The sequence below is a fragment of the bacterium genome, assembly GCA_030654305.1.
GTDB lineage: Bacteria > Krumholzibacteriota > Krumholzibacteriia > LZORAL124-64-63 > LZORAL124-64-63 > PNOJ01.
In genome coordinates this window covers 1-19,995 of record JAURXS010000422.1, presented here as the reverse complement: position 1 = coordinate 19,995, position 19,995 = coordinate 1, and the positions used below count along the sequence as shown (strand labels likewise).

Genomic DNA, 19,995 nt, shown 5'->3' with positions numbered 1-19,995 from the left:
GGCCCCGCGCGCCGGCCCGCCTGCTGGACGACCTGCGCCGCGACGTCCCGGCCGTCGGCTTCGCCGGGCTGCTGGAGCGCGAGGACGAGATCCTCGAGGCGTCCACCGACCTGGTCTCCCTCGACGACCTGCTCGAGGAGGAGGAGCACGGCGCCCGCGGCCGCCACGACGAGGGCGACTGGGGCTACGGGGACGACTATTACGAGACCGTCAACTGAAAGCCGCCGCCGCGGTTGATCGCGCGGCGGAAGGAGCATACCTTGGGGACCGGGCGGCGACGGTCGCGCCGGCCGCCGCCTCTCCGGGCGCCAAGGAGGTCCCCCCATGACGAAGACGATGCAGGCCCTGGTCTACGACAAGGCCACCATGCCGTGGGACACCACCCGCGGCTTCATCAAGCAGGAGATGCCCCGCCCCGGGATCGACGAGTCGCTGGACCCGTCCGACGGCGACCGCGTGATCGTCAAGATCATCTACGCCGGCTTCTGCGGCAGCGACCGCGGCATCTGGCACCGCACGGCCTTCAAGGGCCACATCTTCGAGAGCCTCAAGCGCGAGAACGCGACCACCCGCATCATCGGCCACGAGATGATCGGCGAGATCGTCGAGACGGGCTCGCGGGTGCAGGCGCGCCACGGCTACCGCCCCAAGGACCTCGTCTCGACCGAGTCGCACATCATCTGCGGCACCTGCTACCAGTGCCAGATCGGCCAGACCCACATCTGCGCCCGCGACCAGATCATCGGCATCAGCCGCGACGGCTGCTTCGCCGAGTACATCAAGCTGCCCGCCGGCGTGCTGTGGCCCACCGACCGCCGCAAGATCAAGCTGAAGGTGGCCGCCGTGCAGGAGCCCTTCGGCAACGCCGTGCACGCCTGCACCGCGGCCGACCTGCGCGGCAAGACGGTCGCCGTGTTCGGTTGCGGCACGATCGGCCTGTTCGTGATCATGATCGCCAAGGCGCTGGGGGCCACGCGCGTCATCGGCGTCGAGCCGGTCGCCAAGAACCGCGAGCTCGCCCTGGCGCTGGGCGCCGACGAGGTGATCGGGTTCGACGCGGCGAAGGCGGCCGCCCACGGCTGGGCCGCCGACAAGGACGTCGTGCGGGCCGTGCGCGACGCCTCGCGCGGCATCGGCGCGGACGTCTCGCTGGAGATGGCCGGCTTCAACAGCAGCGTCAACAACGCGATCCAGTCGACGCGCCGCGGCGGCGAGGTCGTGCTGTTCGGCCTGAAGCAGGGCAACTTCCACATCCAGGACCTCGACCGCGTGATCGTCAACGGGCTGACCCTGCGCAGCGTCGTAGGCCGGCGCATCTTCGAAACCTGGCACATCACGCGCAACCTGCTCGAGGACCGCAGCAACGGCATCCAGAAGCACATCCTCGAGGACATCCTCGCCGGCGGCCAAGAGACGCTCGTGCACATCGACGACTTCAAGCCCGACACGTTCACCGCGAAGCTCGCCCAGTGGCCCAAGCTGCTGATCGAATTCTGAGCCGGAGGCCGACCGTGAAGAAGCTGAGCATCGAGTACTGCCGGTCCTGAAGCTACGACCCCATCGCCGCCGGTCTGGCGGCGGAACTGCTGCGGGAATTCGGGATCGCGGCCGAGCTGATCCCCTCCAGCGGCGGCGTCTTCGAGGTCGTCGCCGACGGCGACCTGATCTACTCCAAGCGGGCGACCGGACGTCACGCCGAACCGGGCGAGGTGGCCCGGCTGCTGAGGGAGCGTGGCTGAGTGCCGGTCCCCTACGCCTTCCTGTTCGACATGGACGGGACCCTGCTGGACAGCCGACGCGCCGTGGTCGGCGCCGTGGCCGCGGCGCTCGGGCGCGCCTACGCCCACTGCGGCCTGCCGCCGGCCGCGCCCGACTTCGCCCTGATCGAGGACTGCATGGGCCTGCCCGGCCGGGAGTACTTCGCCCGGGCCTTCCCGCCGCAGACGGTGCCCGGCCCGCGGCGCGCCGAGTTCGCGGCGGCCTACGCGCGCTTCACCTCGGAAGAGGAGATCGCCGCGATCCGGGCGGGCGGCACCGCCCTCTACGACGGCGTCGAGACCGCCCTGGCCGGGCTGCGGGACCGCGGCCACGAACTGCTGCTGTTCTCCAACGCCGACGCGCCCTACTTCCGCGGGATCGTCGCCGCCCACGGCCTGGACCGCTTCTTCGCGCGTTCGCTCTGCATCGGGGAGGCCGAGGCGCGGGGCCTGGCGACGGACAAAACCGGCATGGTGCGCGTGCTGGCCGCCGACCCGTCGCGCACGGTCGTGGTGGGGGACCGCGCCAGCGACCTCGACGCGGGGCGCGCCGCCGGGGCGCGGACGGTCGGCTGCCTCTACGGCTTCGGCAGCCAGGAAGAGCTGCGGGCCGCCGACTGGAGGGTCGACGGCCCGCTGGACTGGCTGTCGCTGCCGCTGGACGGCCGCGACGGTCCCGCCTAACGGGAGCTGTCCCGCTCCTGGCGCAGCTCCTGCTTCAGCTCCCTGATCTCGCGGCCCAGCTGGTCGAGCTCGTCCTGCAGGGACTCCAGGTCGGCATCGCTGCCGTCGCCCCCGTGGCGGTGCACGCGCACGTCGCGGGCCTCGCGGACGATCTCGTCGACGTCGATGTCGATGTCGTCGAGCGCGGCCAGGGTCGTGAAGACCCCCTCCATGGCGGCCTCGAGGTCGAGCTCGACCGTCTCGCCGTCGCAGGCGAAGACGACGCGGTCGCCGCCGGACGTCGCCCGGATGTCCAGGTCCAGGTCGGCCATCACCGCCTGCACCTCCTTCATCGCGCCGCCGAGCGTCGCCTCGAACTCGGCGACGTCGAAGGCGAAGACCTCTTCGCCCGAGGACTTGTCGAAGATGCGCAGGCCCTCGCCATCCTCGAAGCGGCAGACGTAGGTTTCGCCGTCCTCGTCGATGACGGTGACGACGCGCTCGCGGTCGCGGGCCGCCGCGGGCAGCGCGGCGGCGACGGTGAACAGCAGAGCGGGCAGCAGGGCGGGCAGCAACGCGGCGGGTCGTGGCATCCTGGTCATGGCTCAACCTCCTGGTGCGGCTTGGGGTCGGTGGCACAGGTACGCAGCCGCGGGGCCCGAGGTTGCACGCGAACCGGTACTCAGGCCCGGAACTGGAGGTCGTACAGCTGGCGGTAGGGGCCGCCGCGGGCCAGGAGCTCCACGTGGGAGCCCGTCTGGACGATGCGGCCGGCCTGGAGCACGCAGATGCGGTCGGCGTTCTGGATGGTGCTGAGGCGGTGGGCGATGACGATGGTCGTGCGGTTGCGGACCAGGCGGTCGATGGCCTGCTGGACCAGCAGCTCGCTCTCGGTGTCCAGGGCGCTGGTCGCCTCGTCCAGGATCAGGATCGGCGGGTTCTTCAGGATGGCGCGGGCGATCGACAGCCGCTGGCGCTGGCCGCCGGAGAGCTTCAGCCCCCGGTCGCCGATGACGGTGTCGAAGCCGCGCGGCAGCTGCCGGATGAAGTCCAGGGCGTTGGCCGCGCGGGCCGCCGCCTCGACCTCCTCCTGGCGCGCCGAGGCCATGCCGTAGGCGATGTTGTTGCGCACGGTGTCGTTGAACAGGATGACTTCCTGCGTCACCAGGCCCATGGCGCCGCGCAGCGAGGCCAGCGTCACGTCGCGCACGTCGTGGCCGTCGACCAGCACGGCGCCCTCGGTGGGCTCGTAGAACCGCGGGATCAGGTCGATCAGCGTCGACTTGCCCGCCCCGCTGGGGCCGACCAGGGCCACCACCTCCCCCGGCCGCACGTGCAGGTCCACGCCGCGCAGGACCTCCTCGCCGGTGTCGTAGCGGAAGCGCACCCCGCGCAGCTCCACCTCGCCCCGCACCGCGTCCAGCACCGCCGCGTCCGGCTTCTCGATCACCGTCTGCGGCTCGTCCAGGATCGCGAACACGCGCTCGGCGGCGGCGATCCCCTCCTGGACGGCGTTGTTGACCTGGCTGAGCGCCTTGATCGGCTTGCCCAGCGAGAAGATGCAGAACAGGAAGAGCATGAACAGCTGCGGCGGCAGCTCGCCGCCGGCCAGGACCTGCCGGCCGCCGTACCAGAGGATGAACAGGCCGACCAGGACCGAGAGCTGCTCGGTCAGCGGCGAGGAGATCTGCTGCGCGCGGGCGATCTTGAACAGGTCGCGGAACAGCATCTGCGACTCGGCCCGGAAGCGGGCGTTCTCGGCCGGCTCGTTGGTGAAGGCCTTGACGACCCGGATGCCCGCGATGGTCTCCTGCAGGCGCGAGGTCAGCACGGCCATCTTCTCCTGCTGGCGCCGGCTGTACCGCCGCAGCGTCTTGCCGATGCGCACGATGATCGCGAGGCTCAGCGGCAGCAGGATCAGGGCCACCAGGGTCAGCTTCCAGCTCAGCAGCACGGCCAGGCCCAGGTACACCACGACCAGCAGCGGGTCGCGCGCCGTGTTGGTGAAGCTGACGTTGACGCTGCGGTTGACGACCAGGACGTCGTTGGTGGCGCGGCTGATCAGCTCGCCGGCGCGGTGCCGGTGGTAGAAGGCCAGCGGCAGCTCGGTGAAGCGCTCGTAGAGGCGGTTGCGCAGGTCGCGGATCAGGCTGAGCTGGACGTAGTCGGTGAACACGGCCTGCAGGTAGCCGGCGACGTTCTTCAGCAGCATCAGGCAGAAGAACACCACCACGATGCGCCACAGGGACTCGGCCTTGGAGCCGTGCAGCAGCCAGCCGTTCAGCGTGCCCTGCAGGCTATCGCGCAGCCCGCTCATGGAGAAGGACTCCTGCAGCTGCCGCACCCGCCCGCCGACCTCGGCGGCCGCGGCGGCGAGGGAGTCGGCCGGCGCGACCGCCGGCGCCGCGGGCGTCGCGGCCACGAAGGTGGCGTTCTCCGGGGCGAAGAGGGCGTCGAGGAAGGGGGCGAGCATGACGACGCTCAGGCCGCTCAGCAACGAGAAGACGGCCATGAAGGTCATCGACACCAGGACCTGGGGCAGGTACGGGCGCACGAGTCGCAGCACGCGCAGGTAGGTCCGCATGCGGTCTACAGTAATCGCTCGCCACCCGCCGTCAATCGCGGACTTGGCGCGCCGGGCGCGGCCGTGCTACGGTGGCGGCCGCCGCTCACCGGAACCCGGGGGGAACCTTGCGCTATTCCGCCGACATCGTCGTGATCGACCTCGAGGCCACCTGCCCCGAGTCCGACGAGGGCGACAACACCGTCGAGCGCAGCAACATCATCGAGATCGGCGCCGTCCGCCTCGACCGCCGCAGCCTCGAGGTGCTCGACGTCTTCAGCGAGCTGGTCCGGCCGCGGGACTACCCGGTCACCCCCTTCATCACGCGGCTGACCTCGATCACGCCGGAGATGGTCGCCGACCGCCCGGACTTCGCGGTCGTCGGCCGGCGTTTCCTGGACTGGTACGGCCCGCGCAACCGCTCGATGATCGCCGCCTTCGGCGTCTACTACGACATCCCGCTGCTGCGCCGGGAGTGCGACGCCTGCGGCCTGGACTACCGCACCCACATCGCGGGCGGCGCCTTCGACATCCGGGCCGTGGCGACCGTCTGGCTGGCCGCGAACCACCACGGCACCAGCGGCCAGACCCTCGAATCGATCCTCGAGAAGATGGGGATCGGGGGCCGCTTCGAGCTGCACCGGGCCGTGGACGACGCGCGCGCCGCGGCCGCCGTCCTGCAGACCTTCCACCTGGGCCACCCCTGCGCCTGAACGGCCCCTCCCGGGGTCCGAATTCCCTTGCGGAGGCCCCGGACGACTGACAAATTTCCAACAGACCCCCGCCATTCCCGCGGCGCCCGCGCGCGCCGCGGCCGGACCAGCCCCGAGAGGAGACCAGCGTGTCCAAGGTCGACCATCTCTTCCAGTCCCAGCAGCCGAACTTCCAGCACTGGGAGCTGATCAAGGACGTCATCGATCAGCAGATCGACCTCATGCTGAACTACCGCCAGAGCGGCCATCCGGGGGGCAGCCGGTCGAAGGTCCACATGTTCGTCAGCCTGCTGCTCGGCGGCGCCATGCGCTGGGACATCCGCAACCCCGGCAAGCGTTTCGGCGACCGGTTCATCCTGGTGGCCGGCCACACCGCGCCGCTGGTCTACGGCACGCTGGCGGTCTTCAACGAGGCCCTGCGCGAGATGCACCGCCGCACCGGCGACCCGAAGTACCTGGTGCCCGGCGCGCCGGCCCGCCAGCTCACCTGGGAGAACCTGCTGGAGTTCCGCAACCGCGGCGGCCTGCCCGGCCACGTCGAGATGTCCGGCAACAACCTGTTCGTGAAGTTCAACACCGGCCCGAGCGGCCACGGCGGCCCGGTGATGTGCGGCGAGGCCCTGGCGCTCAAGCGCGCCGGCGCCGACGGGGTCAAGGTCTTCGGCATCGAGGGCGAGGGCGGCCTGACCGCCGGCTGCTGGCACGAGATGAAGAACACCGGCTACGGCCTGGGCCTCGACAACATGTTCCTGCTGGTGGACTGGAACGACTACGGCATCGACGACCAGAAGATCTCGTCGGTGGTCCACGGTTCGCCGCAGGACTGGTTCGCCCCCTACGGCTGGCACACCCACGAGGCGCCCGACGGCAGCGACTGGACCGACGTCACGCGCGCCATCCTGGAGATGGTCGAGGGCGACAACCCGCGGCAGCGGCCGGGCCTGGCCTGGGGCCGGACCCGCAAGGGCCGCGGCTACCACAAGTTCGACAACAAGAGCCACGGTTCGCCGCACGCCCTCAACAGCGACCTGTTCTGGCAGTGCCGCGCCGATTTCACGCAGAAGTACGGCGCGACCTGGGCCGGCCAGGGCCAGCCGGCGCCCAAGGACAAGGCCGCCCTGCGCGAGCAGTTCGCGGCGAACCTGAACGTCGCCCTCGACGCGCTGCGCCACGACGACGCCGCCGTGGCCTACCTCGCCGACCGTCTGGTGGAGCTGGGCGACAGCGTGCCCGCGGAGCTCAAGAGCTTCCGGATCCCCGTGGCGAAGAACCCGCTGCGGGACCCGATCCTCTTCGACCACACGAAGTACCCCGAGGGCATGTGGGCCAAGCCCGGCGACAAGCAGCCCAACCGCGCCGCGCTGTCGCGCTGGGGCAGCTGGATCAACGCCACCTGCCGCGAGAAGTACGGCCGGCCCCTGTTCCTGGTCTGCTCGGCGGACCTCGCCGGCTCGACCAACATCGCGGGCTTCGGCGAGAAGTACGACGACAAGGAGAACTACGGCTGGTACGAGCGGACTTCGGCCCCCGAGGGCGTGGTCCTGCCGCAGGAGATCACCGAGTTCCAGAACTCGAGCCTCTGCGTGGGCGCCGCCAGCGTCAACTTCAGCGACCGGCCCGAGGAGGAGTTCAACGGCTTCTACACCGCCTGCTCCACCTACGGCGCCTTCAGCTACCTGAAGTACGGGGCCATGCGCCTGTACAGCCAGCTCGCGGCCGACTGCGAGCTGAAGATCGGCAAGACGATCTGGATCGCCGGCCACAGCGGCCCCGAAACGGCCGAGGACTCGCGGACCCACTTCGGCGTCTACTCCCCCGGCGTGACGCAGCTCTTCCCCGACGGCTGCGTCATCGACCTGCACCCCTACGAGTACAACGAGGTGCCGGTGCTGCTGGCGGCGGCCCTGCGGACCGACGCCCCGATCGTCGCGCTGCACCTCACCCGGCCCGCCATCGAGGTCTTCGACCGCCGGGCGCTGGGGCTCGCCTCGCACGTCGAGGCGGCGCGCGGCGCCTACGTCCTGCGCGACTACAAGGCCGGCCTGCCCCGGCAGGGCTGCTTCTTCGTGCAGGGCACGATGTCGACCCACAACCTCATCAACGCCCTGCCCGAGATCGACAAGGCCGGCGTGAACATCAAGCTCGTGGCCGTGCCGAGCCCGCAGCTGTTCGCCCTGCAGGACGCGGCCTACCGCGAGCGGACGATCACCGGGGCCGACCGGATGAACAGCACCTTCGTGACCAACCGGGCCCGGCGCCTGATGCACGACTGGGACTTCAACCCGCTCGCCCGCCGCTACGCCATGTGCAGCGACTGGGACGACGCTTGGCGCGTGGGCGGCGCGCTGGACGACGTCTGCGAGGACGCCAGGATCGACACGGCGAGCCTGGCCGAGGGCGTGATCCGCTTCGCGCGGGACCACGAGGCGCGCATGGCGGAGTTGCAGCGCATGCTCGGGGCGGCCACCGGGTCCTGACCGGGCGGACGGCGACACGCGGGGGCGGGTCCCAGGGGGCCCGCCCCGTTATTGATGCCCCTTGCAGGCCTCCCGGGTGGCGATCCGCCCGCCCGCCGCTAGATTGGGGGGCGGAATGAACGCGAACATCCACTTGGAGGAAACCGCCATGGCCGAGTTCAAGCTGAAGGGCAACCCCTTCCACACCGTCGGCGCGCTGCCCGCCGTCGGCGCGAACGCCCCGTCCTTCACGCTCACCAAGACCGACCTCTCGGAGGTCACCCTCGACGACCTGCGCGGCAAGCGCATCGTCCTGAACGTCTTCCCGAGCATCGACACCGACGTCTGCGCCGCCAGCGTCCGCCGCTTCAACGTCGAAGCCGGCAAGCTCGCCGACACCGTGGTGCTGTGCGCCTCGATGGACCTGCCGTTCGCCCACAAGCGCTTCTGCGGGGCCGAGGGGCTCGACGCCGTCGTCCCGGCGTCCGACTTCCGGCACGGCGGGTTCGGCCGCGCCTACGGCGTGCGCATCGCCGACGGCCCCCTGGCCGGCCTGCTGGCCCGCTCGGTCCTGGTGATCGACGCCGCCGGCAAGGTCGTCCACAGCCAGCTCTGCCCCGAGACCACCGAGGAGCCGGACTACGAGTCCGTCCTGGCGTCCCTGCGCTGACCCGCACCCGCGGTTGAACGACGAAGCCCCCGTCCCTTCCGGGACGGGGGCTTCGTGCCTGCGGGCACCCGCCGCGGGGGCGGTCAGACCTCGACGACCGAGTTCTCGACGTCGCCGGCCAGGGCCGGCTCGTAGCGGTGGGCCTCCCAGTCGTTCTCCCAGGTCTTGCCGTCGATGAGGTAACGGAAGCGGTACGAACGGCCGGTGTCCAGGTCCAGGGCGACCTTGAAGGCGCCGTCCTTCAGGCGCGTCATCGGGCAGTTCGTGGTGCTCCAGTCGTTGAACTCGCCGACCAGGTGCACGGACTCGGCGTCGGGTGCGGCCTCGGCGGGCAGGCGGAACGTCACCTTGCAGACCGGGCGGGACTTCAGGTAACGGATTTCGAGGCTCATGTTCTCCCTCCTTGTCCAGAGCCGTCGCGCCTGAGGCGGGGCGACGCCGCATGGTTAATCCAACTCGAGACTCGCGTCAAATGTGAAATCCGTGAACGGGCGGGGCCGGCCGCGGCGAACCCGGCGTGCGCGGGTGCGGTTCTTGCTGGCGCCGGCGGCGGGACGGCCGGTTCCTGAAGGGCGATCTCCCCCTCGCGGGGCACGCGGGATCGTGCTAGTTTGGAGACGCCCCAGCCAGGATGGAGCTTATCGTGAGAACGCCCCTCGCCGCGACGCTGCTGCTCGCCCTGTTCCCGCTGATCGCCCTGCTCCTGCCGGTCGCCCGGGCGTCGGCGCAGGGGACCATGCAGCTGGTCGAGAGCGTGCCCGTCGAAACGGTCCTGGACCAGCCGGACCTGCCCGAGGCCCGCGACGTCTGGCCGGAGATGATCGCCTCGGCGCGCAGCACCCTGGACATCGAGGTCTTCTACATCAGCGCCGACCCCACGCGGGACGACGCGTTGGACGTCGTCCTGGCGGCGGTGTCCGCGGCGGCCGCGCGCGGCGTGCGCGTGCGCCTGCTCGCCGACCTGGGCTTCCACAAGACCTACCCCGAGTGGATCGACGCCATCGGCGGGCTGCCGGGGGCCGAGGTGCGCCTGCTCGACGCGCGCCGCCTGTGGGGCGGCGTGCAGCACGCGAAGTTCTTCGTCGTGGACGACCGAGCCTGCTTCGTCGGCAGCCAGAACTGGGACTACCGCGCCCTCGAACACATCCACGAGCTGGGGGCCCGCTTCGAATCAGCTGCGGTCGCGGCGGCCGTCGGGGCCGTCTTCGCTCACGACTGGGCCCTGGCCGGCGGCGGGACGCCGCCGACGGGCGTCACGGCGGCCGGCCCCTGGGCTTTGGCGGCGGACGGCGGCGCGGTCTCGACCGTCCGCTTCGCGGCCAGCCCGCCGCAGGCGCTGCCGCCGGGGGTGCCGCACGACGAGCCGCTGCTGGTCGACCTGATCGACCGCGCCGCGCGCGAGGTGCGCCTGCACCTGCTGAGCTACGGCGTCACCGAGCGCGACGGGACCTACTACGCGACCCTGGACGCCGCCCTGCGCCGCGCCGCGGCGCGCGGCGTGCAGGTGAAGGTCATCCTCTCGAACTGGGCCAAGCGCGCCGCCGCGCTGCCGCACATCAAGAGTTTGGCCGTCCTGGACAACGTCGAGGTGCGCTTCACGAACATCCCGCCGTGGTCCGGGGGCGCCATCCCGTTCGCGCGGGTGGAACACCCGAAGTACCTGGTCAAGGACGACGACGAGGCCTGGCTGGGCACCGCCAACTGGGGGCGCGACTACTTCCACGAGTCGCGCAACCTGAGCTTCTTCATCGCCGGCGGCCCGGTCGCCGGGGACATGGCGCGCTGGTTCGACACGAGCTGGAACAGCCCCTACGCCGAGGTCGTGGACCCCTGCGCCGACTACGCGCCGCCGCCTCGCGGCGAGTGAGTCCCCCGCACCGGCGTCGCGAAAGGACACCCGATGGCCAAGCCGCCGCAGCGCCTGGAGAAGAACCGCACCGCCCTGGTCGTCGTCGACGTCCAGGAGTCGTTCCGACCGTTGATCCACGAGATGCCGACGGTGCTGGCCAACTGCTCGCGCCTGATCCGCTTCTGCGACGGGCTGGACGTCCCGGTCCTGGTGACGGAGCACTACCCGCAAGGCCTGGGCGGCACCGTCGATGAGCTGGCCTCGCTGCCGCGCCGCTACGAGCCCATCGAGAAGATCAGCTTCTCGTGCGCCGCCGACCACAACTTCAACAGCCGGCTCAAGAGCCTGCACCGCGACCAGATCGTGCTGTGCGGGATCGAGGCCCACGTGTGCGTCTACCAGACGGCGCGGGACCTGCTCGAGGCGGGCTACCAGGTGGCGGTGACGGCCGACGCCGTCTCGTCGCGCCAGGTCAGCAGCCGCAACCTCGGGCTGGCCTACCTGCGCGACATCGGCGCCCAGGTGATGACCGCCGAGATGGTGATGTTCGAGATCCTCCGGGTGGCGCGGACCGAGGACTTCCGGGCCGTGTCTGCCATCCTCAAGGAGAATCCTCTGCCCGGTTCGCCGGCGACGGCGGCGCCGCAGCCGGCCGGCCGGCGCTGAGCCGGCTCAGCTCCCGTCGCGCGCCGCCTTCAGCACCAGTTCGATGCGACGGTTGAGCGTCTTGCCCTCCTCGGTCGCGTTCGGGGCGACCGGCTGATCCGGCCCCATGCCCAGCGCCGACAAGGACGCCGCCGGAACATCCAGCCGCTTGGCCAGCGCCGCCGCCACGGCCTGCGCGCGGGCGAGCGAGAGCTTCTGGTTGGCGGCGCGGGGGCCGGTGTCGTCGGTGTGGCCCTCCACGACGGGGGCCAGATCGGGGAAGCGGCGGATCGCCTCGGCGGCCTTGTCCAGCAGCGGGTCGTACTTCGGGTTCAACCAGGCGTTGCCCGAGGCGAACTTCAGGCCCGTCAGGCGCACCCGCACGTCGCCGTCGGGCGTCAGCCAGACCAGCCCCTCCTGCGGCGTGAACAGCTGCCCGAGGCTGCGCGCCTCCGCTTCCCGGTCCTGCACGAGGGTCTCCCGCGAGGCGACGGCGGAGAGGTCGGCCTCGGCCACGCCCGCCCGCAGCTGCGACTCCCAGAGGGCGTGACGCGACGCGGTCAGCTCGCGCCTCAGCTCGGCGATGGTCGAGTCCTGGGCGGCGCGGCCCCCCTCGACCCAGGCCCCGTAACCGCGGTTGACCGCCTCCAGCGAATCCGCGCGGACGCGCAGCGCCGTCATCTCCCGATCGAGGTCCGCGAGCACGCGACGGCCCGCCGCCTCGCCCACCAGCGCCGGGTCGATCGCCAGGCCCGCGATGGTGGCGACGCGCCCGACGAGACGGTCGTAGCGCACGGCCGCCTCCTGCCAATCGTACCGCGCCGACCGCAGGTCCTCGATGAAGCGGATGCGTCCGAGCGCGCGCGCCGCCGCCAGTTCGGCGGCGGCCAGGGTGCCGTCGCAGTCGCCGCCGCCGGCGACGCAACCGACCGCCGCATCGTTCGCGGCCTCGGCGGCGCGGTAGTCGTCGGGACAGCGCTTGTCGGCGCCGAGCTCCTTGGCCTGGGCGAGCGTCGCCGCGACAGCGGCGGCCCGCTGCGCCGGGGTCGCCGCGACGGCGCCGCCAGCGAGGACGGCGAAGGCCGCGAGGACGGCGGCGGTCAGGATCGTTCGCGACGGAAGTCTCATGATCGGGGTCCCTCCTGGTCGCCCACCGGACAGCCGAGGTCGCCGCGTTCGGCGGCGGCATCGCTGACCAGCAGGATCTTGCCTCGGTTGCGCCGCTGCTGCAGCGCGAGATGGGCGCGGTCGGCGTCGCGGAAACGGTAGGCGCGGTCGAGCACCGGCCGCACCTCGCCCGCCGCCGCCAGCGCGAGGATCTGCCGCATCCAACCGGCGACGCGGGCCTGGTCGTCCCACAGGCGGCCCAGGTTCACGCCCATGACGCCCCGGTTGTCGTTCACCAGACGCAGCGGGTTCATCAGCAGCCACGGCACGCCGGCCAGCGTGCGCAGCGGCGCCAAGCGCGAGCCGCCGAGCGTCGCCGCGTCGGCGAAGCCGAACAGCACCAGGCGGCCGGTGGGCGCCAGGCACGCGTAGCTCTCGCGGATCCAGCGGCCGTGGCGCGGTTCGAGCACCACATCGACGCCACGCCCGCCCGTCGCGTCGCGCACCTCCGCGGCGAAGCCGCGCCGGCGCGAGTCCAGGCAAAAATCCACGCCGCGCTCCCGCAGCCAGCCGTGCTTCGACGGCGACGCGCTGCCCAGCACGCGGGCGCCGCGGCGCCGCGCCAGCTGCGTCGCCGCCGTGCCCACCCCGCCGGCGGCGCCGTGCACCAGCACCGTGCCGCCGGGACCCGCCGGGGCCATGACCTCGAGCATCTGCCAGGCGGTCAGGAAGTTCACCGGCAACGCGGCGGCCTCGGCCGTGCTCACGGTGTCGGGCAGGGGGAAGACGGCGCCGGCCGGCACGCAGACGACGTCGGCGTAGCCGCCGAAGTTGCAGAAGGCCAGGGCGCGACGTCCGGCGAGGTCCGCCGGCGCCCCCTCGCCCAGCGCGTCGACGACGCCCGCGACCTCGTAGCCGGGGACCATGGGCAGGCGCGGCGCGCCGGGGTACAGGCCGATGCGGATCATCACGTCCGCGAAGTTGACGCCGGCGGCGTCGACGCGCAGGCGCACCTCGCCGGGTCGCGGCACGGGGTCGGGCTCCACCCGCAGGGCCAGCGTGCCGGGACCGCCGCGGCGGGTGATCCAGACGCGGTTCACCTCAGCGGCCGCCGGCGAGGTCCGCCGCGCGGCCGGCGCGGACGACGACGTCGTCCACCCAGAAGCGGCCGGGACCGTCGGTGTAGATCGAGACGCGCAGTTTCCCGGGCCGCTCTGCGGCCTTCAGCGGCACCCGCACCGCGACGTCGGTCCAGGGGATGGTCCGGCTGATGGCGGGCAGGCCGGTGCGCACCAGGCGCGGTTCGCCGTCGCGGGGGAAGACCCAGAGATCCAGGAAGATGTCGTTCTTGAGCAGTTCGCCGCGCAGGCGGGCGTCGACGGCGATCGTCTCGACGTCGCCGCGCGGTCCCTCCGTCTCGCAGAGGTTGACCAGCAGGCGCGGCTGCTGGGTGTCGATCCGCAGCACGCCGCCGTCGGGGCCGTCCTCGAGGACCGCGTCGGGGTCCAGTTCGAGCAGGCCCGCCGGGCCGTCGAAGGTGAGAGTCGCCAGCGTCTGCGGCCCCTTGCCGCCGCAGCCGGCCAGCAGGCCCGACAGGGCCAGCAGGACCGCCGCCGCCAGACAGGATCGCGGATTCGTCGTTGCCTTCATCGCCGTCTCCCTGATGGAAGGGGGCGGCCTCGCGGCCGCCCCGTCACCGTTCGGCCAGGATCGGCCCCGGTCAGTCCTTGGCGGCCGACCGCGAGCTGCGGTACAGGTAATAGCCCAAACCGCAGAACATCACCAGCGTCAGCACGGCCGAGGCGGGGTTCTCGAGCCACGCGTCCGTGCCCAGGACACGATCCACGCTCCACTCGGCGTCGCCGGTCGTCTGGATCCCCGTGAACTTGATGATCGAGGCGATGACGCCCATGATGGCGCCGCCGGCCACGAACCCGCTCGCGATGAGCGTGCCGCGGTCCTTGCGCGCGGTCTGCGCCGCCTCGCTGCCGCCCTTGCCGACCCAGTAGGCGATCAGGCCGCCGGCCAGCACCGGCGTGTTGACCTCCAGGGGCAGGTACATGCCCAGGGCGAAGGCGAGGGCCGGCAGGCCCGTCCACTGCAGGATCAGCGCCATGAAGATGCCGGCCATGTACAGCAGCCACGGGGCGGGCTGGCCGGTCATCAGGGGCTCGATCACGGCCACCATCGCGTTGGCCTGGGGCGCGGGCAGGGCGCCCTCGCCGGAGAAGCCGTAGCTGGTGTTCAGGATCATGATCACCGCGGTCACCGAGACGGCCGCCACGACCGTGCCCAGGAACTTCCACTTCTCCTGGGTGGAGGGCGTCGTGCCCAGCCAGTAGCCGATCTTCAGGTCGCTGACGAAGCCGCCGCTCATCGAGAGCGCCGTGCAGACCACGCCGCCGATCAGCAGCGCCGCCACGATGCCCTCCTGGCCCTGCAGGCCCACGGCCTTCAGGACCACCGAGCTGATGATCAGGGTCATCAGGGTCATGCCGGACACCGGGTTGGTGCCCACGATGGCGATGGCGCGCGCGGCGACCGTCGTGAACAGGAACGAGATGCCGGCCACGACCGCCAGGCCGGCCAGGGCCTGGCCCATGCCCACGCCGGGCACCATGAACCAGAAGAAGCAGAACACCGCCAGCAGGGTCATGATCAGGCCCGAGGTCACGATGTTCATCGGCAGGTCGCGCTGCGTGCGCTCGACGGCGCCGCCGGTCGCGGACTTGGCCGCCGCGCCGCCGGCCGCCAGCTTGAAGGCGCCCAGGATGATGCTGCGGCTCTTCCACACGCCGATCAGGCCGCTCATCGCGATCGCGCCGATGCCCACCGGCCGCACGAAGTTGCGGAAGATCATGAGCGTGTCCAGGCCGTCGAGGGCCTCCAGGCGGTACAGCGTGCCGGCGACCGTGACGCCCTTGCCCAGGATGCCGATCATCGGGGTCATGACCCACCACGACAGGAACGAGCCGCAGGCGATGATCAGGGCGTAGCGCAGGCCGATGATGTAGCCCAGGCCGATGATCGCGGCCTCGGTCATCATGTGGAACTCCAGGCGGACCTTCCTGGAGAGCGACTCGCCCCACGCGAACGCGGGCGTGCCGAAGGTCTCGCGCCACAGGCCGCACGTCTGCGAGAACAGCTGGAAGCCGCCGGCCAGCAGGCCGCTCTTGACCAGCACGCCGGCCTGGCCGCCGCCCGCCTCGCCCGCCATCAGCACCTCGGTGCTGGCGGTGGCCTCGGGGAACGGGAACTCGCCGTGCATCTCCTTGACGAAGAAGCGGCGGAACGGGATCAGGAACAGGATGCCCAGGAAGCCGCCCAGCAGGGAGGCCAGGCACATCTGCATGAAGTTCGTCTTGTCCGACAGGTTCAGGATGTAGATGCCGGGCAGCGTGAAGATGGCGCCGGCCACGACCACGCCCGAGGCGGAGCCGATGGACTGGATCATCACGTTCTGCTGCAGGGCGTCCTTGCGCTTCGCGCTCAGGCCGATCGCCAGGATGGTGATGGGGATGGCCGCTTCGAACACCTGGCCGATCTTCAGGCCCAGGTAGGCGGCCGCCGCCGAGAAGATCACCGCGAACACCAGACCCCAGGTCAGGGAGTAGGGGGTCAGTTCGGGCACGATCCGACCGGCCGGCACGACGGGAATGAATTCCTCGCCGGGCCTGAGCTTGCGGTAGGCGTTCTCGGGGAGGCTCTTGGCCTTGCCGCTGACGTCCATGGACACCTCCGTCATCACACGCGAAAAAAGGTGGCCCCGGGATCGCTCCGCGGGGGCGCCGGACATGTGGGGAAAACTATCACCTCCACCGCTCCGGGACAACCACAAGCACCAGAACATCGTTGTTGAATCGGGAGCGGGAATGCCTAGAATCGTGCCGCTTCGGATTTCTACCCGGGGGGAGACCACATGGCCGTCGCGCACGCGCGTGCATTCCGGATCGTCCTGCGGATCAGCTACCTGCTGCTCGCCGCCGCGCTCACCTGGCTGTTCGTGGCCGGGATCGACTACTACAGCCTGCCGCTGGACCAGCGCCCGCACCATCCGGACTTCCGCAGCCTGCGCCCGGCCGGCACGGTGGGCCACGGCCTGGGCATCGTCGGCAGCCTGCAGATCCTGCTGCTCCTGCTCTATTCCCTGCGCAAGCGCTGGCATCGACTCGCCGGCCTGGGGCACATCGGCCGCTGGCTGGACGCCCACATCTTCCTGGGCGTCTCGGGCCCGCTGCTGGTGACCCTGCACACCTCGTTCAAGGTCCAAGGACTGGTCGCGGTGAGCTACTGGTCGATGATGGCCGTGGCGTTCAGCGGCGTCTTCGGCCGCTACCTCTACCTCCAGCTGCCGCGCAACGTGCTGGGCGAGGCCATGACCCTCGAGCAGATCCAGGCCCAGCTCGCGGACACCGACCAGCGACTGCGCGAGCAGCACGGGCTGGACCAGCGGATCATGACTAACCTGGAAACCGTCACGACCGCCGGGGGTAGCCTCTGGCGCCTCCCTTTGAACAACATGTTGCTGGGCATGCGGTTGCGGGGTCATTTGCCGGCCGGCGCCTCTCCGGCCGTCCTGGGCGACGCCAAGGCGCGGGTCTTGCTCGGTAGGCGGATCCTGTTCCACAACCGCATCCGGGAGTTGTTCCACTATTGGCACGTCATCCACAAACCCTTCGCATTCCTCATGTTGATCATCATGGTGATCCACGTGGGCGTGACCGTGGCCCTGGGATACCGGTGGGTGTTTTGAGGCATGTGTCTCATATTGCGATCAATATTGTCCTAATTGTCGGTCTGCCGACCCTGGCCGCGGCCCAGCTGTCGCCCGGCAAGCTGAGCCGGGTCCACGAAAAATTCGAAGGCGTCCGCCAGTGCACCTCGTGCCACGAGCTGGGCGACCAGACGGTCGGCCCGAAGTGTTTGGCCTGCCACCAGGAGATCGCCACGCGGGTGGCCGCGGGGCGCGGCCTGCACGCCGCCGCCGGCCACGAACAGTGCGCGACCTGCCACGTCGAACACCAGGGCCGCGATTTCGACCTGGTGCACTGGCCGGCCGGCCCCAAGGCCTTCGACCACGCGACGGCGGGCTGGCCCCTCGAAGGCGCCCACCGCAAGCTGGAATGCCGCCAGTGCCATCGGGCCGATCTGCTGCAGGACCTCTCGCTGGTCCGCGACCGCGGCAAGAACCCCGGCCGCACCTACCTCGGCCTGGGCACGACCTGCCTGGACTGCCATCGCGACGAGCACCGGGGCCAGTTCGAGCGGGCCTGCACGGACTGCCACGGGAAGGACGCCTGGAAGCCGGCCGCCGGCTTCGACCACGCCAAGGCCGACTTCAAGCTCGAGGGGAAGCACCGCGATGCGGCCTGCGACCGCTGCCATCCGGTCTCGACCGAAACCGTCGAGGGTGTCGCCGATTCCTGGAACCGCTACCGCCCCGTCGCGCACGACGGCTGCGCGGACTGCCACAAGGATCCCCACGCGGGTTCGCTCGGCAACGACTGCGCGCGCTGCCACGACGCCACCAGCTGGCGGCGCGTCGCCGGCGGCGCCTTCGATCACGACCGCACGCGCTACCCGCTGCGGGGCCGGCACGCCGCCCTGAAATGCGACGCCTGCCACCGCGCGGACGCCCCCCGCAACTCCCTGGCCTACGCCCGCTGCGACGGCTGCCACCGTGAGCGCCATCCCGCGGCCGCCGACGGCCGCACCTTCGACGCCTGCAGCCGCTGCCACACCGTGGACCGGTTCGCCCCGTCGTCGTTCACGGTCGCCCGCCACGACTCCACGGACTTCGACCTCGAGGGCGCCCACCTCGCGGTGCCCTGCAGCGCCTGCCACGCGCCGGCCCGCAAGGGCGCGCCGACACCCCTGCAGCGGCCGGCGGCGGCCTGCACGGATTGCCACCGCGACCCCCACGCCGGCACGAGCACCGCCGACAAGGCCGAGACCGGTTGCCGGCTCTGCCACGACGCCTCGTCGTGGCGAGCCGTGGCCTACGATCACGGCCGCACCCGCTTCCCCCTCGTGGGCAAGCACGCGGCGACCGCGTGCCGGGCCTGCCACGCCCCGCCGGGTGCGCGTTCCGCGACGGACAGCCTGCGGTTCCGCCCCACGCCGGAGCGCTGCGACGCCTGCCACAAGGACCCGCACCGCGGCCAGTTCGCCACGACGACGACACCGCCCGTCACCGATTGCGAACGCTGCCACGCCACCGTCGCCGGGTGGCGGGCGGTGCGCTTCGATCACGATCGCGACACGACCTTCCCGCTGGCGGGCGGCCACCTGAACGTGGCCTGCCAGGCCTGCCACCCCCGCGAGGGCGAGGGCGACGACCTCGCGGTCAGGTACCGGCCCGTGGAGAAGCGCTGCGAGGCCTGCCACACGACGGGATTCCTCGACACCCGGAACAAGGGAGACCGGCCATGATGCGACGCTGGCTGCTGCCGTTGTCGATCCTCGCACTCTTCGCGGTGCGGGTCGCGGCCCAGACCCCGGACCTCAGCCCGCACGGTGATCTCGACGTGCGCTGCGAGACCTGCCACGACGGCTCATCGTGGGTCGTTCCCTGGCCGACGCCGTCGTTCGACCACGCGACGACCGGCTACGTCCTGACCGGCCGCCACGCCCAGGCCGTCTGCTCCGGCTGCCACGAGGACCTGCGGTTCCGCCGGGTTGCCTCGGCCTGCGCCGACTGCCACCTGGACGTCCACCGCCGCCGCTTCGGCTCCCACTGCGACGACTGCCACGACACGTCCGGCTGGGACGTCCGCGACGCGAGCCGCGCCGCTCACCCCGCGACAGGTTTCCCCCTGCTCGGCGCCCACGCCGTCGTGGACTGCGACGACTGCCACCGGGGATCGCCCGGCGAGGAACACACCACGATCCCCGCCGATTGCCTCAGCTGCCACGACGCCGACTACGAGGCGACGCGCGACCCCGACCATGCCGCGAACGGTTTCAGCACGGACTGCGTCAGCTGCCACGGGATGACGGCGTCCGGCTGGGGTTCCGGCTCCTTCATCCATTCGCCGGCCTTCCCCTTGACCGGCGCCCACGCCGCGGCGGCCTGCGCCTCCTGCCACGCCACCGGCTACGCAGGCACGCCGACCGACTGCTACGCCTGCCACCGGCCCGACTACGAAGGGACCGACGACCCCGGCCACGTCGCCGCCGGCTTCAGCACCGACTGCCGCGCGTGCCACAACGACGTCTCGTGGGACGACGCCGACTTCGACCACGCCTCTTCGGGCTTCCCGCTGACCGGCGCCCACACGACGACGACCTGCGTCTCCTGCCACGCCTCGGGCTACTCCGGCACGCCGACCGACTGCTACGCCTGCCACCGGCCCGACTACGAGGGTACCGACGACCCCGGCCACGTCGCCGCCGGCTTCAGCACCGACTGCCGGCTGTGCCACAGCGACGCGTCCTGGGAGGGCGCGGACTTCGACCACACGGTCTCGGGCTTCCCGCTGACCGGCGCCCACACGACGACGACCTGCGTCTCCTGCCACGCCTCGGGCTACTCCGGCACGCCGACCGACTGCTACGCCTGCCACCGGCCCG

19 protein-coding genes are annotated in these 19,995 nt (G+C 71.4%); 12 read left to right on the top strand and 7 right to left on the bottom strand.

The window, feature by feature from the left end; all coding sequences use genetic code 11:
* From Q7W29_12350 to Q7W29_12335, 4 genes are all read left to right on the top strand, one after another.
* A partial coding sequence (locus Q7W29_12350) for a hypothetical protein (GenBank protein MDO9172608.1) occupies positions 1-218 on the top strand: 218 nt, incomplete at its 5' end.
* Positions 219-324: 106 nt separating this feature from the next.
* The gene (locus Q7W29_12345) at positions 325-1,497 is read left to right on the top strand and encodes an alcohol dehydrogenase catalytic domain-containing protein (GenBank protein ID MDO9172607.1); all 1,173 of its coding nucleotides are present in this window, start codon (positions 325-327) and stop codon (positions 1,495-1,497) included.
* A 14-nt stretch (positions 1,498-1,511) separates the two neighbouring features.
* Positions 1,512-1,739 (top strand): Rdx family protein, encoded by a 228-nt coding sequence (locus Q7W29_12340; GenBank protein ID MDO9172606.1) that lies wholly within the window; start codon positions 1,512-1,514, stop codon positions 1,737-1,739.
* The gene (locus tag Q7W29_12335) at positions 1,740-2,441 is read left to right on the top strand and encodes an HAD family hydrolase (GenBank protein ID MDO9172605.1); all 702 of its coding nucleotides are present in this window, start codon (positions 1,740-1,742) and stop codon (positions 2,439-2,441) included.
* Here the strand turns inward: Q7W29_12335 and Q7W29_12330 are convergent.
* Both Q7W29_12330 and Q7W29_12325 read right to left on the bottom strand, forming a co-directional pair.
* Positions 2,438-3,022, bottom strand: coding sequence for a hypothetical protein (locus tag Q7W29_12330; GenBank protein MDO9172604.1), 585 nt, complete (start codon positions 3,020-3,022; stop codon positions 2,438-2,440). The two genes, Q7W29_12335 and Q7W29_12330, sit on opposite strands and share 4 nt — an antisense overlap.
* A gap of 80 nt (positions 3,023-3,102) precedes the next feature.
* The gene (locus tag Q7W29_12325; GenBank protein ID MDO9172603.1) at positions 3,103-5,004 is read right to left on the bottom strand and encodes an ABC transporter transmembrane domain-containing protein; all 1,902 of its coding nucleotides are present in this window, start codon (positions 5,002-5,004) and stop codon (positions 3,103-3,105) included.
* A 107-nt stretch (positions 5,005-5,111) separates the two neighbouring features.
* Here Q7W29_12325 and Q7W29_12320 point away from each other — a divergent pair, with 107 nt between their 5' ends.
* From Q7W29_12320 to tpx, 3 genes are all read left to right on the top strand, one after another.
* Positions 5,112-5,696 carry a 3'-5' exonuclease gene (locus Q7W29_12320; protein ID MDO9172602.1) on the top strand — a complete coding sequence of 195 codons (585 nt, stop codon included), beginning with the start codon at positions 5,112-5,114 and terminating at the stop codon, positions 5,694-5,696.
* A gap of 128 nt (positions 5,697-5,824) precedes the next feature.
* A complete protein-coding gene (locus Q7W29_12315; GenBank protein ID MDO9172601.1) occupies positions 5,825-8,173 on the top strand; it encodes a transketolase in 2,349 nt (782 codons plus the stop codon).
* Between the two features lie 148 nt (positions 8,174-8,321).
* Positions 8,322-8,822, top strand: coding sequence for a thiol peroxidase (gene tpx, locus Q7W29_12310; protein MDO9172600.1), 501 nt, complete (start codon positions 8,322-8,324; stop codon positions 8,820-8,822).
* A gap of 83 nt (positions 8,823-8,905) precedes the next feature.
* Here the strand turns inward: tpx and Q7W29_12305 are convergent, their stop codons facing one another.
* Positions 8,906-9,214: an isoamylase early set domain-containing protein gene (locus Q7W29_12305; GenBank protein ID MDO9172599.1), complete on the bottom strand. Its 309-nt coding sequence runs from the start codon at positions 9,212-9,214 to the stop codon at positions 8,906-8,908.
* A 251-nt stretch (positions 9,215-9,465) separates the two neighbouring features.
* Between Q7W29_12305 and Q7W29_12300 the strand changes: the two genes are divergently transcribed.
* Both Q7W29_12300 and Q7W29_12295 read left to right on the top strand, forming a co-directional pair.
* Positions 9,466-10,689 carry a phospholipase D-like domain-containing protein gene (locus tag Q7W29_12300; GenBank protein ID MDO9172598.1) on the top strand — a complete coding sequence of 408 codons (1,224 nt, stop codon included), beginning with the start codon at positions 9,466-9,468 and terminating at the stop codon, positions 10,687-10,689.
* Positions 10,690-10,722: 33 nt separating this feature from the next.
* Positions 10,723-11,337, top strand: a complete 615-nt coding sequence (locus tag Q7W29_12295) for a hydrolase (GenBank protein ID MDO9172597.1) — start codon at positions 10,723-10,725, stop codon at positions 11,335-11,337.
* A 6-nt stretch (positions 11,338-11,343) separates the two neighbouring features.
* On the opposite strand, the gene Q7W29_12290 is transcribed toward Q7W29_12295, so the two are convergent.
* The 4 genes from Q7W29_12290 to Q7W29_12275 all read right to left on the bottom strand — a co-directional run bounded on the left by Q7W29_12290 (position 11,344) and on the right by Q7W29_12275 (position 16,153).
* Positions 11,344-12,444, bottom strand: a complete 1,101-nt coding sequence (locus tag Q7W29_12290; protein MDO9172596.1) for an OmpA family protein — start codon at positions 12,442-12,444, stop codon at positions 11,344-11,346.
* On the bottom strand, positions 12,441-13,523 hold the full coding sequence (locus Q7W29_12285) for a zinc-binding dehydrogenase (GenBank protein MDO9172595.1): 1,083 nt from the start codon (positions 13,521-13,523) through the stop codon (positions 12,441-12,443). Before Q7W29_12285 ends, Q7W29_12290 begins: the two co-directional genes overlap by 4 nt.
* A gap of 1 nt (position 13,524) precedes the next feature.
* Complete coding sequence (locus tag Q7W29_12280) at positions 13,525-14,073, bottom strand: hypothetical protein (GenBank protein MDO9172594.1); 549 nt, start codon at positions 14,071-14,073, stop codon at positions 13,525-13,527.
* 70 nt (positions 14,074-14,143) lie between these two features.
* The gene (locus Q7W29_12275; protein MDO9172593.1) at positions 14,144-16,153 is read right to left on the bottom strand and encodes an oligopeptide transporter, OPT family; all 2,010 of its coding nucleotides are present in this window, start codon (positions 16,151-16,153) and stop codon (positions 14,144-14,146) included.
* Between the two features lie 189 nt (positions 16,154-16,342).
* Between Q7W29_12275 and Q7W29_12270 the strand changes: the two genes are divergently transcribed.
* The 3 genes from Q7W29_12270 to Q7W29_12260 all read left to right on the top strand — a co-directional run.
* A complete protein-coding gene (locus Q7W29_12270) occupies positions 16,343-17,176 on the top strand; it encodes a hypothetical protein (GenBank protein ID MDO9172592.1) in 834 nt (277 codons plus the stop codon).
* A gap of 5 nt (positions 17,177-17,181) precedes the next feature.
* Entirely contained in the window at positions 17,182-18,855 is a 1,674-nt protein-coding gene (locus Q7W29_12265) for a hypothetical protein (protein ID MDO9172591.1), read from the top strand.
* A partial coding sequence (locus Q7W29_12260) for a hypothetical protein (GenBank protein ID MDO9172590.1) occupies positions 18,852-19,995 on the top strand: 1,144 nt, incomplete at its 3' end. The genes Q7W29_12265 and Q7W29_12260, both read left to right, overlap by 4 nt.

Excerpts from the sequence above, each read along its gene's own strand:
- Q7W29_12270 (MDO9172592.1), top strand. The coding sequence starts at position 16,343 with ATGGCCGTCGCGCACGCGCGTGCATTCCGGATCGTCCTGCGGATCAGC.
- Q7W29_12275 (MDO9172593.1), bottom strand. The coding sequence starts at position 16,153 with ATGGACGTCAGCGGCAAGGCCAAGAGCCTCCCCGAGAACGCCTACCGC.
- Q7W29_12290 (MDO9172596.1), bottom strand. The coding sequence starts at position 12,444 with ATGAGACTTCCGTCGCGAACGATCCTGACCGCCGCCGTCCTCGCGGCC.
- Q7W29_12345 (MDO9172607.1), top strand. The coding sequence starts at position 325 with ATGACGAAGACGATGCAGGCCCTGGTCTACGACAAGGCCACCATGCCG.
- tpx (MDO9172600.1), top strand. The coding sequence starts at position 8,322 with ATGGCCGAGTTCAAGCTGAAGGGCAACCCCTTCCACACCGTCGGCGCG.
- Q7W29_12280 (MDO9172594.1), bottom strand. The coding sequence starts at position 14,073 with ATGAAGGCAACGACGAATCCGCGATCCTGTCTGGCGGCGGCGGTCCTG.
- Q7W29_12330 (MDO9172604.1), bottom strand. The coding sequence starts at position 3,022 with ATGACCAGGATGCCACGACCCGCCGCGTTGCTGCCCGCCCTGCTGCCC.
- Q7W29_12305 (MDO9172599.1), bottom strand. The coding sequence starts at position 9,214 with ATGAGCCTCGAAATCCGTTACCTGAAGTCCCGCCCGGTCTGCAAGGTG.
- Q7W29_12325 (MDO9172603.1), bottom strand. The coding sequence starts at position 5,004 with ATGCGGACCTACCTGCGCGTGCTGCGACTCGTGCGCCCGTACCTGCCC.
- Q7W29_12295 (MDO9172597.1), top strand. The coding sequence starts at position 10,723 with ATGGCCAAGCCGCCGCAGCGCCTGGAGAAGAACCGCACCGCCCTGGTC.